This window comes from Amycolatopsis sp. NPDC114503 (assembly GCF_055633655.1).
In genome coordinates this window covers 231913-244121 of sequence record NZ_JBVKDT010000001.1, presented here as the reverse complement: position 1 = coordinate 244121, position 12209 = coordinate 231913, and the positions used below count along the sequence as shown (strand labels likewise).

At 68.3% G+C, this 12209-nt stretch carries 14 protein-coding genes and 1 tRNA gene; 8 read left to right on the top strand and 7 right to left on the bottom strand.

Features of this window, described 5'->3' with window-relative positions; genetic code table 11:
- Positions 1-9 precede the first annotated feature (9 nt).
- The gene (locus tag ACZ7OI_RS01270) at positions 10-987 is read right to left on the bottom strand and encodes an NAD(P)H-quinone oxidoreductase (protein WP_470262246.1); all 978 of its coding nucleotides are present in this window, start codon (positions 985-987) and stop codon (positions 10-12) included.
- A 20-nt stretch (positions 988-1007) separates the two neighbouring features.
- A complete protein-coding gene (gene ypfJ / locus ACZ7OI_RS01265; protein ID WP_470262245.1) occupies positions 1008-1943 on the bottom strand; it encodes a KPN_02809 family neutral zinc metallopeptidase in 936 nt (311 codons plus the stop codon).
- Positions 1944-2459: 516 nt separating this feature from the next.
- Between ypfJ and ACZ7OI_RS01260 the strand changes: the two genes are divergently transcribed.
- The 3 genes from ACZ7OI_RS01260 (at position 2460) to ACZ7OI_RS01250 (ending at position 3636) form a co-directional block, all read left to right on the top strand.
- Positions 2460-2990, top strand: coding sequence for a MarR family winged helix-turn-helix transcriptional regulator (locus ACZ7OI_RS01260; protein WP_470262244.1), 531 nt, complete (start codon positions 2460-2462; stop codon positions 2988-2990).
- Positions 2954-3038: transfer RNA gene (locus ACZ7OI_RS01255), tRNA-Ser, on the top strand. Before ACZ7OI_RS01260 ends, ACZ7OI_RS01255 begins: the two co-directional genes overlap by 37 nt.
- Positions 3039-3438: 400 nt before the next feature.
- Positions 3439-3636 (top strand): KTSC domain-containing protein, encoded by a 198-nt coding sequence (locus ACZ7OI_RS01250; RefSeq protein ID WP_470262243.1) that lies wholly within the window; start codon positions 3439-3441, stop codon positions 3634-3636.
- Positions 3637-3644: 8 nt separating this feature from the next.
- Here ACZ7OI_RS01250 and ACZ7OI_RS01245 read toward each other — a convergent pair whose 3' ends face one another.
- Positions 3645-3926, bottom strand: a complete 282-nt coding sequence (locus ACZ7OI_RS01245) for a DUF2277 domain-containing protein (protein ID WP_470262242.1) — start codon at positions 3924-3926, stop codon at positions 3645-3647.
- Positions 3927-4018: 92 nt separating this feature from the next.
- Here ACZ7OI_RS01245 and ACZ7OI_RS01240 point away from each other — a divergent pair, with 92 nt between their 5' ends.
- Positions 4019-4960 carry an Ldh family oxidoreductase gene (locus ACZ7OI_RS01240; RefSeq protein WP_470262241.1) on the top strand — a complete coding sequence of 314 codons (942 nt, stop codon included), beginning with the start codon at positions 4019-4021 and terminating at the stop codon, positions 4958-4960.
- Positions 4961-5427: 467 nt separating this feature from the next.
- Here the strand turns inward: ACZ7OI_RS01240 and ACZ7OI_RS01235 are convergent, their stop codons facing one another.
- On the bottom strand, positions 5428-5649 hold the full coding sequence (locus ACZ7OI_RS01235) for an RNA-binding S4 domain-containing protein (RefSeq protein ID WP_470262240.1): 222 nt from the start codon (positions 5647-5649) through the stop codon (positions 5428-5430).
- 13 nt (positions 5650-5662) lie between these two features.
- Complete coding sequence (locus ACZ7OI_RS01230; protein WP_470262239.1) at positions 5663-6412, bottom strand: trypsin-like serine peptidase; 750 nt, start codon at positions 6410-6412, stop codon at positions 5663-5665.
- Between the two features lie 66 nt (positions 6413-6478).
- On the opposite strand from ACZ7OI_RS01230, the gene ACZ7OI_RS01225 reads away from it, so the two are divergent.
- Both ACZ7OI_RS01225 and ACZ7OI_RS01220 read left to right on the top strand, forming a co-directional pair.
- Complete coding sequence (locus ACZ7OI_RS01225; RefSeq protein WP_470262238.1) at positions 6479-7315, top strand: SDR family NAD(P)-dependent oxidoreductase; 837 nt, start codon at positions 6479-6481, stop codon at positions 7313-7315.
- A gap of 121 nt (positions 7316-7436) precedes the next feature.
- Positions 7437-8093 carry a hypothetical protein gene (locus ACZ7OI_RS01220; RefSeq protein ID WP_470262237.1) on the top strand — a complete coding sequence of 219 codons (657 nt, stop codon included), beginning with the start codon at positions 7437-7439 and terminating at the stop codon, positions 8091-8093.
- Positions 8094-8100: 7 nt separating this feature from the next.
- Here the strand turns inward: ACZ7OI_RS01220 and ACZ7OI_RS01215 are convergent, their stop codons facing one another.
- Positions 8101-8757: a response regulator gene (locus ACZ7OI_RS01215; RefSeq protein ID WP_470262236.1), complete on the bottom strand. Its 657-nt coding sequence runs from the start codon at positions 8755-8757 to the stop codon at positions 8101-8103.
- Positions 8754-10373, bottom strand: a complete 1620-nt coding sequence (locus ACZ7OI_RS01210; RefSeq protein ID WP_470262235.1) for a sensor histidine kinase — start codon at positions 10371-10373, stop codon at positions 8754-8756. Before ACZ7OI_RS01210 ends, ACZ7OI_RS01215 begins: the two co-directional genes overlap by 4 nt.
- A gap of 157 nt (positions 10374-10530) precedes the next feature.
- On the opposite strand from ACZ7OI_RS01210, the gene ACZ7OI_RS01205 reads away from it, so the two are divergent.
- Positions 10531-11334, top strand: a complete 804-nt coding sequence (locus ACZ7OI_RS01205) for an ABC transporter ATP-binding protein (RefSeq protein WP_470262234.1) — start codon at positions 10531-10533, stop codon at positions 11332-11334.
- Between the two features lie 34 nt (positions 11335-11368).
- Entirely contained in the window at positions 11369-12208 is an 840-nt protein-coding gene (locus ACZ7OI_RS01200; RefSeq protein ID WP_470263416.1) for an ABC transporter permease, read from the top strand.
- Position 12209: the final 1 nt, after the last annotated feature.

Here is a 12209-nt window from a genome sequence, read left to right as displayed (position 1 = left end):
GGCGCCGCGTCACGACTTCGCGGCCAGCAGGACCTTCCCGAAGATGCTGCCCTCCTCGAGCATCCGGTGCGCGGACGCGGCCTCGGCCATCGGCACCACGTGGCCGACGATCGGCTGCACCGAACCCTGTTCCACCAACGGCCACAACCGATTCCGGACATCCGCGACGATCGCCGCTTTCTGGTCCAGCGGACGCGACCGCAGCCCGGCCGCGTACACGCTCGCGCGTTTGCCGAGCAGCTTGCCGATGTTCAGCTCGCCCTTGATCCCGCCCTGCATGCCGATGACGACCAGACGGCCGTCGGCGGCGAGCGCGTCGACGTTGCGGTCCAGGTACTTCGCGCCCATGTTGTCGAGGATGACGTCGGCGCCCTTCGTCTCGGCGCGCAGCACCTCGACGAAATCCTGTTCCTTGTAGTTGATCGTGAGATCGGCACCGAGCTGGCGGCAGCGTTCGAGCCGCTCGGCCGAACCCGCGGTGACCGCGACGGTCGCGCCGAGTGCCTTGCCCACCTGGATCGCGTGCGTGCCGATACCGCCCGCGCCGCCGTGCACCAGCAGCACCTGGCCTTCGTCGAGGCCGGCGTGCATCACGACGTTCGCCCACACCGTGCAGGCCACCTCGGGCAGCCCGGCCGCGGAGACCGTCTCGATCTCGCCAGGCACCGGCAGCAGCTGCCCGGCCGGGACCGCGACCCGCTCGGCGTACCCGCCGCCGGCGAGCAGCGCGCACACCTCGTCGCCGACCTGCCAGCCCTCGACGCCCTCGCCGAGTTCGGCGATCGTGCCGGAGCATTCCAAGCCGAGAATGTCGCTCGCCCCGGGCGGCGGCGGATAGTTGCCCTGGCGCTGCAGCAGGTCGGCGCGGTTGACCGCGCTGGCGGTGACGTCCAGCAGTACCTCGCCGGGGCCCGGTTCCGGATCGGGGACCTCGGTCCATTCGAGCACGTCAGGGGCACCGGGTTCGCGGATAGTGATCGCGTGCATGCGCCCGACTGTATCCCGGGTCAGCCGAGATCGTTGGTGCTGAAGGTGTTGCAGCGCGCGGGCTGGCCGGTCTGGTAGCCGGTGGTGAACCACTTCTCGCGCTGCGCCGAGGTGCCGTGCGAGAAGCTCGACTTGTCGACGTGGCCGTTGCCGAGGTTCTTCTGGATGTAGTCGTCGCCGATCCGGGACGCGGTGTCCAGCGCGCGCGAGATGTCGTCCTTCGTGACGTCCTGCACCAGCGGTTTCCCGGAGCTGGTCGGGGTCGTGCTGGCGTGGTTGGCCCAGACGCCGGCGTAGCAGTCGGCCTGCAGTTCCAGCCGGACCGAGCCGGACGTCGGTCCGGTGCCGGTGCCGCGTTTGGACGTTCCGGTGAGGTTCTGCACATGGTGGCCGTATTCGTGCGCCAGCACGTACGCCTCGGTGAACAGCCCGCCCTGCGCGCCGAAGCGGGTCTTCAGCTCGTTGAAGAACGACAGGTCGATGTACACGTACGAGTCGGCCGGGCAGTAGAACGGGCCGGTGTCCGACGTCGCGCCGCCGCAGCCGGTGCGCACGCCGCCGGTGAAGAAGCGGGTGGTCGCCTTGCGGTAGGTCTGCCCGGACCGGGAGAACTCCTGCGTCCAGTAGTCCTGGATGGAGTTGACGACCGCGACGATCGCGCAGTCGTGATCCCGGTTCGCGTCGGCGCCGGTGCGGCATTTCTTCGCGAGCGTGCCGGAGTCCAGCTGCTGCCCGGACTGGACGTCGCCGAGCCCGACCCCGCCCACCGCGGGCGACGTGCCGGTGCTGGGACCCCCGCCGAACTGGGAGAACAGGAAGTAGATGACCAGGCCGACGATGCCGAGCCCGCCGCCGCCGATGGCCACGCGGCCGCCGATTCCGCCGCCGCCTCCGCCGCTGCCGCGCATGTCCTGGATTTCGGAGGAGTCCAGATCCGCGTTGTCGTCGAATCGCACGCGGAAAGGGTAGCCGCAAAGCCGGGAACGTGGCTGGGTGCGGCCCCTGCGCTGGGGGCCGCACCCAGGTACTACCGAGGTTTCGTTGACAGCGGTTGGCCACCGGCCGGGCAGGCGTCCGGCGCTGCCTTCGCGGTGCCGAGGCCGCGAAGAGAAGCAGCGACATGACGACGCCGGGTGCGCGTGGCCGATGCCGGAGCGCACGGGGTGCTCGTGCTGTTCGCAATCGCGACCGAACCGGAACGGGGCCGTGCCGATCGCGGGGTCACAGCGGGCGGTCAACCGCGGGAACTACCTGCCATGCCACCACCTGGCCTTTCCCGGTGGGAAACGGGGTCCGGCGTGCCCTTCGGCGCGCTCCGGGAATCCTCGTCGTCCCTCCGCTGTCTCCCGAGGATGCGCTTCTTCGCGCCGAGTCTCAACCTTTTCGTAACCCTCCATTGGGGGAAGTTCGCCTGGAAATTTCACGGCGGGCCGAAACGGCAGCGGCGAAACCGGCCTTCTACGCTTCCGGGCATGAGCGATGACCAGGACGTGCGCTGGCTGGACCCGGCCGAGCAGCGCGCCTGGCGGGCCTACATCGTCGCGTCGCTGCGGCTGCGCCAGCGACTGCACCGCGAACTGACCGAAAGCCACGGCATCTCGCTCGCCGACTACGAGGTCCTGGTCTGCCTGAACCTGGCTCCGGGCCGGTGCACGCGGATGACGGAGCTGGCGGCGCAGCTGGGCTCGACGAAGAGCAGGCTGTCGCACCAGATCGGCAAACTGGAGGCGGCCGGGCTGGTCACGCGCCGCCCGGACCCGGAAGACAAACGAGGCGTGCTGACCGAACTGACCGACGCCGGCCAGCACGTACTGGACAAAGCCGCGCCGACGCACGTGCGAGGCGCCCGTGAGCACCTGATCGACCTGCTGACGCCGGATGAGCAGACCGCGGTGGCCACGGCGTTCACCCGGGTCCTCGAACACCTGGACGACGTCGAAGGACGGCGCGATACCCTGACCGGGAAGGAAGCGTGGCAGAGCGGCCGAATGCAGACGCCTTGAAAGCGTCCGTAGGGAAACCTACCGGGGGTTCAAATCCCTCCGCTTCCGCTTGAGGTGCGTTCCGGCCCCGGGTTCCGCGTTCGTGCGGGCCGGGGCCGTTTTCTTTCGGCGGGTCGAGGCTGCCGAGCAGTCAGCTGGGTCTGATCCGAGTCCCGTTCTTCCCAGAGGCGAGCGTCGCGGCAAGCCTCAAGGCTTTGCGCGGCACCGTGTCCGGTGTGTCCGCAACGGGTCCCGCTCGCCGCTGGAGTTCGTTGAAGACTTCGCCCGTCGATCGACCGGGTGAACGCTGAGGTGTCCAGCCGTCCAGGCGCGGGACCTTGGCTTGCGTCGCGCATCGGCTCAAGACCTGGGGCGGCGATGCCGGTTCCCCTCCTCCGCCGTGACAGATTCGGGAACCTGCGTCCGGCTGTCGCGCGGGTACGCTGGCCGTGCTGTGCGCCGGGTTCCCGTGGAGTCTTCCGTCATTCGCGACGTCGGCTACGACGCCGCGAAGTCGGTGCTGGAGATCGGGTTCCGCAACGGCAGCGTCTATCGCTACCACCTCGTGCCCGCGCGGGTGCATCGCGCGCTGATGGCCGCCGAGAGCCCGGGGCGTTACCTCAACCGGGAGATCAAGCCGAAGTTCCCCGGGCAAGCCGTGGAGTGATTGCGGCGTCAGGCTTTCTCGGCCTCGCGCAGGGCGATCCTCGCCTGGACCTCTGGGCGGCGCAACGGCGGCACGGTCGTCGGCGGCTGGCGGCGTTGCGGGAGTTCTTCCAGCAATCGCGCGGTGATCTCGGCGATTTCGGCGACCGCCGCTTCGAACGGTTCGCGCGTCGCGTCCGAAAGGGACTGCACCCCGGTCACTTTGCGCACGTACTGGCGTGCCGCGGCCTCGATCTCGTCCGTGGTGGCGGCGGGCTGCAGGCCGCGGAGCGTGGTGATGTTTCGGCACATGTGCTTCAGGGTACGTCTCTGCGGCTGACCGCATCACACTCTAGGGCCAACCTCGTTGACGGGGCCCGAGATCGCCCGGCAACCTTGATGAAGTGCCCCTCAGACCGCGTGCCCCCCGGCTCAGCCGCCCCGTCCCGGAAGTTCCCGCCGACACCCCGATTCCCGAACAGGCCTGGCACCGCGTTCCCGCCGACGAACTGGTCACGCTCGTTTCCGTTGTCCTGATGGCACAAGGCTTTCCTGAAGACCGTGCGCGTCCGGCGGCGGAAGCGTTGTGCCACGGCGATCTCACCGGCGCGCCGGAAACCGGCGTCGGCGAGTTGACCCGAGTGCATGTGCCCGCGATCGAAAGCGGATTCGTCAGTCCTGGCGCGCAGCCGTTGCTGATCGCGGACCGTGGAGCGGCGGCGCTTGTCGATTACCGGCGTGCGTCCGGGCTGTGGGCGGTCGGCGATGCGATGGATCGTGCGGTGCAGCGGGCCGGGCGGTTCGGCGTCGGGCTGCTGTCGTTGCGCGGGGTCGGACCGTTCGGGCGAGTCGGGCATCACGCGGCGCGGGCGTTGCCGCACGGGATGATCGGGATCGTCATGGCCGCGGGCGGGTATGCCGATCAGCCGGTGCATCCGCTGGGGATGGCCGCGCCTGCCGGGGCTTATCCGGAGTTCGTGCTGGATATCGATCTTGCTGATACCGCCCGGAATCCGCAGTTCGCCGGGTTCGCGTTGATGGTGGATGTGCTGGCCGGGGTGTTGTCCGGGGTCGCTGATCATGAGCATGACACCGGGTTGCTGGTGCTGGCGATCGCGCCTACGACGTTGCGTAGCGCGGATGGGTTTTACCGGGCGGCCAGTGCGGTGTTCGGGAGCATGCTCGGGTGGGAGGGCGGGACGCCGGTTCGGTATCCCGGGTGGCGGGAGGCTCAGTATTTGGAGCAGTGCCGGGCGTTGGGGGTGCCGTTGCCTGGGGCGGTGCGGCGGGAGTTGGATTCGCTGGCGTTGAAGTTGGGGAGGGCGCCGTTGACCACGGTGGGGTGAACTGCTCGTCGCCTGGCGGCGACATTGCTGCGGTGTTGCGTGGGGCACCCCGAAGCCCGATTGTGCTGACGGTTCGGGGGTGCTTGTCAAGGCGGGAAAGATGCCTTGACAAGCACCCCCGAACCGCAGGGAGGCTTCGTATCGGGGTGTGGGGGAGGGGCTGGGTGCCTCGATTGGTGGGGGCGTTGGCTGCGGGTGCACGCTCCGCGTGCAAGAGGGCGCGGGGCTGAGTGCGTTGGCGAGTTTGTGCGCGGGGCGCGTTGGGTGCCTGGCTAGCTGGGGCGCGCGGGTGCTGGTTGGGTGGGGTGCCTTGGGTGCCTGGTGAGTTGGGTGCGTCGGCTGGGGGTGTGCGCGGGTCGCCTGGCCAGCTGGGGCGCGGCGGGGTGCCGGTTAGGTGGGCTGTGAGGGGAACCCCGAGGGAATCAGAGTCCGTGAGGGCCACCCTCACGGACGCCGGAGCCAGGGGGTCAGTGCTCCAGGGAGACGCGAGCTTCCTCGTTGCCGACCGCGACCACGTCGCCGTCCGCCAGCTGGCGGCCTCGGCGGGTTTCGACCTCGCCGTTCACCGTGACTTCTTCTGCGTCGATCAGGTCTTTCGCGTGCGAGCCGTTGTCCGCGAGGTCGGCCAGTTTCAGGAATTGGCCCAGCCGGATCGGTTCCCCGGTGATCGGGACGTCGCGCGTGCTCATGGGCCGCATCATGTCACGGCATTGTGGTTGCTCGGTTGTAGAGATCGGTGATCTGGTCGTCGAAATAGCTCGAGTACGACACGTCGTCCGTATACCCGCCTGCCTCGTAGCCGCCGATTACGCCGACGACTGTGCCCGTTTTCGTCTCGGGGGAGGGGTCCGCTACCAGTGGGCTGCCGCTCGTGCCGGTTGCGAAGCCGGGGCAGTCGAGGCGTATTTGGTGTGCGTCTTGCTGCTGGGTGTGTGTTTCGCAGGTGGCGACCTCGTCGACGCCGTCCGGGTAGCCGGCCACGGTCACCGGGCGCGCGAAGGGGCCGTTCGTGCCCAGCTGGTTGGCTCCGGTCACCGTTTCGAGGGGCTCGGGGGAACCCTCCTGACGCGCGGTCGCGAAACCGACATCGAGGTTTGGATCGGACGAATCGATCCAGCCTTGCGCGACCAGTTCGCCGCCGACCTGCCAGTACCCATAAGGCGCGACGCCGTCGTGGAAACCTGGCGCGAAGGTGACATTGGCCAGGTAGCCGCCGCCTTCGCCGTCGTGGATGCAGTGCGCGGCGGTGAGCAGCTCGTCCCCGCGCGGGCTGTGCACGACGCTCGCGGTGCAGTAATGCGAGCCGTCGACGAACAACGCGCCGATGGACGCTTGGATTGGCTTCGCCGGGGTCGACGAAGGGAGCGTCGGCTCCGCTGCGTGCTCAGCGCACGCCACGATGGTCCCGCTCGCACTCAACAGTGCGAACAGCCCGATCACCGTGCGCCGCATGCCACCTCCTGGTCTGGTCCTCGTCACTAGTATCAGAGAAAGCGGTGAGACCAGGGTGGGGAGACGATGAAGGACTTCTCGAACAAAGTCGCAGTGATCACCGGAGCGGGCTCGGGCATCGGCCGGGCGCTGGCGCTCGAACTCGCGTTGCACGGCGCGCTGCTCGAACTGTCCGATGTCGACGCCGAGGGCCTTGACGGCACCGTGCGCGAAGCCCGCGAACGCGGTGCCGAGGTGCGGGGCCATTCGCTCGACGTCGCCGACCGGGCCGCGGTCCTCGCTCACGCCGAGGACGTCGTGCGGGAGCACGGGCGGGTCAATCTCGTCGTCAACAACGCCGGCGTGGCGCTGGGCGCGACCGTCGAGGACATGACGTTCGAGGATTTCGACTGGCTGCTCGGCGTCAACCTCGGCGGCGTCGTGAACGGCACGAAGGCATTCCTGCCGCACCTCATCGAGTCTGGCGACGGCCACGTCGTCAATATCTCCAGCGTGTTCGGATTCGTCGGAGTGCCTACGCAGAGTGCCTACAACGCGGCGAAGTTCGCCGTTCGCGGATTCACCGAGTCGCTGCGTGAAGAAATGCTCGCGGCGCGGCATCCGGTCGGCGTCAGCTGTGTGCACCCGGGCGGGATCAAGACCAACATCGCCCGCAACGCCCGCGGCGGAACCGGCGGCGACCAAGCCAAGGCGGCCGCCGGATTCGACAAAATCGCCCTTACCACACCGAAGAAAGCAGCCGAGACCATCCTGCGCGGCGTGCGCAGGCGGTCCGCGCGGATCCTGATTGGACCGGACGCGTACGTGATCGACGCGATCCCGCGCGTGCTCGGTTCGGCATACCAGCGTCCGCTCGCGGTTTTGGCGCGCCAAGGGCTCAAGCGCGTCGACCGGAACGGATAACGCGCCGCGACTGTCCGCATTCTTCGATCACCCGATGGAGTTGCATTTTCGCCGACCGCGCGAAAATGCAGCAGAATGCTGCCAGTCCACTCGTGTGTCCGCACCCCGGAGGTAGCCCTCGATGCTGCGCCTTGCCGAGCGCCGTTTGGCCGCGCCCGCTGACCGCGCCTCCGGGGAACTGGTCGATCGCACCGGCATCATCGCCGCGAGCCTGCCGCGCGGGCCGCGGCTGCTGGAGGAAGCAGCGCCGGAGACGAGCTGTGAATCCACCCAGCAGATCCCGGTGATCGCCGGATGCGCGCCCGCCGAGGAACGTCCGCGCGCGGTGGCGTCGCGGCGGCGGTCCCGCGTGTGGGTCGGTGCCGGGGTGGCGGTGGTCCTGGTCGGACTCGGCTGGCTCGCCGGGGGCTTCTTCACCGGCGCGCTTCCCGGGCAGTCCTCGGACGACGCCGTCGTGCAGGCCGAGCAGCGCGTCCCGATCGCGGAGCAGCAGATCCCGGTCCCGCAGACGATCACGCCGCAGGTGACGCAAACCGTGCCGCCGGTCACGGTGTACGTCCCGGTGCCCTCGCACGACACCCCAGTGCGGCGGCACAACCCGATCCGCCCGACCACCCCGCGCGCGACGGCAGCTCCGGCGGCCCCGGAGCAGGCCGATCCGCGGGCGGACCTCGAGACGTCCACTCCGAGCAAAACCCCGCAGCGGTCGGGAATCGACCAGTTCCTCGACTGGAAGCCGTGGTTCGACGCGGCTCAGCGGATGTCCGGCGGGCACTGACCTCGGGTCAGCCGATCCAGCCGTATTCGTGCTCCGGCCGCCCGGTCGCGCCGTAACGAAGCCGCATTTCCACCGCGCCCGATTCCGCCAGTGCGGTCAGATATCGCTGCGCCGTGGCGCGGGCCATGCCGAGCTCGCGGGCCACTTCCGCGGCCGACAGTGGCGTCGGCGAACCGCGCAGCCGCTCCGACACTAGGCGCGCCGTCGCACTTGACTGCCCCTTCGGCGTCGCCGCGCGGTCCTGGTCGTGCAGAGCGCGGAAAGCCCGGTCTACGTCGTCTTGGGACAGTGGACGTTCGGTCGTGACCAGGCTGCGATAGCGGGCGTACGACGTGAGCCGTTCCGACAACTGCCGCGTCGTGAACGGTTTGATCAGGTAGTTCAGCGCGCCCGCGCGGATCGCGGCGGAGATGGACGCGGCGTCGGTGGCCGCGGACAGCACGATGGTGTCCGTTTTCAGGTCGGGCAGGACGGAAAGGCCGGGCTCGTCCGGCAGGTAGACGTCCAGGAGCACCAGGTCCGGGGCCAATTCCCGGACCCGGGCGCGGGCTTCGGCGGCGGTGTGCGCGACCCCGGCGACGGTGAATCCCGGTACCTCCGACACGAATCCCGCGTGCACGCCGGCGACGCGGAAGTCGTCGTCCACGATCAGGGTGCGGATCATGCGTCGGTCTCCTCGGGTCGGTCCAGCAGGCCGGGAAGTTTGGCGACGAACAACGCGCCGGTCGTCGCACCGCCGGGATCGGCGAGCCAGACGTCGCCGTCGCGGGCTCGGGCGGCCTGGCGGGCCAAGGCCAGCCCGAGGCCGTGACCCGGACTGAGCTTTGTGGACACTCCTTCGTCGAAAAGCCTGTCCCTCAAGGTCTCGTCAATTCCAGGTCCGGTGTCTACAACGGACACGTGCAAAGTGGCACCATCGGCCAGCAGGCCGACTTCGACCCACGCTGGACGTCTCGGGCCCATGCGGGCGGCGTGCAAGGCGTTGTCGACGAGGTTGCCGATTACGGTTCCCGCGGCGATCGGGTCGGTCACCGAGGCGGGCACCCAGGCGTCGTCGGCCAGCCTCAGTTCCATGCCTTTTTCTTGCGCCTGCTCGGTTTTCGCGACCAGCAGGGCTTGCAGGTACGGGTCGGCGACCCGGTCGTCGAGCGGTTCCGCGCGCGAGGCGGTGGATTCGGTGAGGGTTTGCAGGTATTCCTCGGCTTCGGTGTGGTGGCCCAGCTGCAGCAAGCCGGACAGCGTGTGCAGGCGGTTCGCGAACTCGTGCCGTTGCGCGCGCAGGCCGTCGGACAGCGAGCGGATGCCGTCGAGTTCGCGGGTGAGAGTGTCGAGGTCGGTGCGGTCGCGGAAGGTCAGCACGGTGCCCAGCGAGCGTTCATCTCGTTGTACGGCACGGGAATTGATCACCAGGACTCGGTCTCCTGCGACGGCCAGGAGGTTGTCCACTGGCCGTCCTTCCGCGACTGCCTTGTGGACTCGCGGGGACAGGTCGAGGTCCTCCAGCGGCGTGCCGACGGGTAGCGGGGTGTCGAGGAGGCGTTCGGCTTCGTCGTTGCGGACGGTCACCCGGTGTTCCGCGTCGACGGCCAGGACGCCTTCGCCGATGCCGTGCAGGACGGCTTCGTGTTCGTAGAGCAGTTCGGTCAGTTCGTGGGGTTCGAGGCCGTGGGTGACGCGGCGCAGACGGCGGTTGAGCAGGGCGGACGCCCCCGCGCCGATCAGAAGTGCGCCGCCGCCGAAGACCATCGTCAGGATGAACAGCCGATTGAAGTCGCCAGTCAGCTCTCCGATGCGGTAGCCGACACTCACCTCGCCGACGACCCGCGAACCCTGCTTGATCGGGGTCTTGCTGCGCACGGACGGCCCCAAGGTGCCCGCGTTGAACTCGCTCACCACGTCGTTGCCCGCGATCACCTCCTCCCATGGCGAACTCACCCTCTTGCCGACCGCGGACGGCGTCGGGTGCGCCAGCCGGATGCCGTGATCGTCCGTGATGACCACGAACAACAGCGCGTCGTCCGTTTGCGTTTCGGCTTCTACTCGCTGCTGGAGTTCCGGGTTGGGCTTCCGGGAAGCCGCGCCCGAGATCACCACCGGCTCAGTGGCGACCGATTTCGCGATCGCCAGCGCCCGCTCGCCGTACTGTTCGGACAGCGTCGTGCGCAGGAGCCAGCTGATCAGCGCGACGCCGAGGCCCACGACGAGGACCACCACGCCGATCTGCAACAGCAGCACCTGACGGGTGAACCGCATCCGCGGAAAGAGCGCCCACTTCGGCATGCCAGGGAACATACCCCCAGCTCAGCGCTGTGCGCTAAACGAGCAAAACGTGGAGAACGCGCAGAGCGCACGCAGAACGTCGACAAGCTTCTCGCGCCGCTCACCCGAACTTAACCTGCCTCGAGCGAGTCCCCACCGTGACGAAGGAGTCACCTCGATGGCCCCACTCATCGAACTGATCGGCGCCACCAAAAGGTTCCCGAGCGGATCAGGTTCTGTCCACACCGCTGTCCGCGAGCTGACCATGACCGTCGAACCAGGGGAGTTCGTCGCCGTGGTCGGACCGACCGGGTGCGGCAAATCCACCACGTTGTCCCTGGTCTCCGGGTTGCAGCCGCCGTCGGCGGGCCGGGTCGTCGTGCACGGCTCCGACGTGAAGTCCATTCCGGACGGCGTCGGCTACATGTTCCAGACCGACGCGGTGATGCCGTGGCGTTCGGTGCTCGACAACGTCGCATCCGGGCCGCGCTTCCGCAGTGTGTCCAAAGAGGACGCTCGGAAGAAGGCGGCGGACTGGATCGGTCGCGTCGGACTGGCCGGGTTCGAGAAGTATTACCCGCACCAGCTTTCCGGCGGTATGCGCAAGCGCGTCGCGTTGGCGCAGACTCTGGTCACCGAGCCGAAAATCCTGCTGATGGACGAGCCGTTCTCCGCGCTCGACGTCCAGACTCGCGCACTGATGCAGGACGAACTGCTGCGACTGTGGTCCGGCACCGGTGCCGCGGTGATCTTCGTGACGCACGACCTCGACGAGGCGATCGCGTTGGCGGACAAGGTGGTCGTGCTGACCACGAGCCCGGCGACGGTCAAGGACGTCTTCGAGATTCCGCTGGAGCGTCCGCGCAAGGTGGAAGAACTCCGGCTGACCGAGGAATTCCGCAAGATCTACTCCGACATCTGGGAATCGCTGCGCGGCGAGGTCGACAAGGCCCGCCAGAAGGGAGCGACCGGTGTCGCTTGATCTGACTGTCGGCCCGTCCAACCCGAACCCGCGGATCGAGGACGAGGCAAGCATTATCGCGCGGCAGAAGACGCGCACCGCCGCGCGTCGGCGCAACATCTGGCTGCTGCGGCTCGCGATCGTCGTGGTGTGGCTCGGCAGCTGGGAAATCGCCGGGCGGTTCTGGATCGACCCGTTCTTCTATTCGATGCCGTCGAAGATCTGGGAACGGCTCACTGAATGGTTCGTCGCCGGAACCGATTTCGGCTCCATCTGGTATCAGATCCTGGTCACCGTGGAAGAAGCCGTGCTCGGTTTCGTCATCGGTGCGGCGCTCGGCGTGCTGCTGGGCGTGGTGCTCGGACGCAGCCAGTACCTCTCGGACGTGCTGGCTCCGTTCATCAAGGCAGCCAACGCTTTGCCGCGTATCGTGCTCGCGGCGTTGTTCGTGATCTGGTTCGGCCTCGGAATGTCCTCGAAGGTCGCGACGGTCGTCGTGCTGGTGTTCTTCGCGGTGTTCTTCAACGCGTTCACCGGTGCTCGCGAGGTGGACCGCAATTTGATCGACAACGCCCGCATCCTCGGCGCGACCCGCTGGCAGGTGCTGAAGTCGATCGTGCTGCCCAGCGCGACTTCGTGGATTCTTTCTTCGCTGCACGTCGCGTTCGGTTTCGCGCTGATCGGCGCCGTGGTCGGCGAGTACACCGGAGCCAAGGCGGGTATGGGCTTCCTGATCGCCAACGCGCAGGGCACCTTCGACACCGCCGGGGTCTACGCGGGCATGCTGATCATCACCGTGGTCGCGCTGCTGGCCGAATGGGGTATCAGCACGCTGGAATCGCGGCTGTTGCGCTGGCGTCCTCAGGTGTCGGCCCAGGCGAGCCAGGGGATCTGAC

Excerpts from the sequence above, each read along its gene's own strand:
- ACZ7OI_RS01270 (WP_470262246.1), bottom strand. The coding sequence starts at position 987 with ATGCACGCGATCACTATCCGCGAACCCGGTGCCCCTGACGTGCTCGAA.
- ACZ7OI_RS01260 (WP_470262244.1), top strand. The coding sequence starts at position 2,460 with ATGAGCGATGACCAGGACGTGCGCTGGCTGGACCCGGCCGAGCAGCGC.
- ACZ7OI_RS01245 (WP_470262242.1), bottom strand. The coding sequence starts at position 3,926 with ATGTGCCGAAACATCACCACGCTCCGCGGCCTGCAGCCCGCCGCCACC.
- ACZ7OI_RS01235 (WP_470262240.1), bottom strand. The coding sequence starts at position 5,649 with ATGAGCACGCGCGACGTCCCGATCACCGGGGAACCGATCCGGCTGGGC.
- ACZ7OI_RS01230 (WP_470262239.1), bottom strand. The coding sequence starts at position 6,412 with ATGCGGCGCACGGTGATCGGGCTGTTCGCACTGTTGAGTGCGAGCGGG.
- ACZ7OI_RS01225 (WP_470262238.1), top strand. The coding sequence starts at position 6,479 with ATGAAGGACTTCTCGAACAAAGTCGCAGTGATCACCGGAGCGGGCTCG.
- ACZ7OI_RS01220 (WP_470262237.1), top strand. The coding sequence starts at position 7,437 with ATGCTGCGCCTTGCCGAGCGCCGTTTGGCCGCGCCCGCTGACCGCGCC.
- ACZ7OI_RS01215 (WP_470262236.1), bottom strand. The coding sequence starts at position 8,757 with ATGATCCGCACCCTGATCGTGGACGACGACTTCCGCGTCGCCGGCGTG.
- ACZ7OI_RS01210 (WP_470262235.1), bottom strand. The coding sequence starts at position 10,373 with ATGCCGAAGTGGGCGCTCTTTCCGCGGATGCGGTTCACCCGTCAGGTG.
- ACZ7OI_RS01205 (WP_470262234.1), top strand. The coding sequence starts at position 10,531 with ATGGCCCCACTCATCGAACTGATCGGCGCCACCAAAAGGTTCCCGAGC.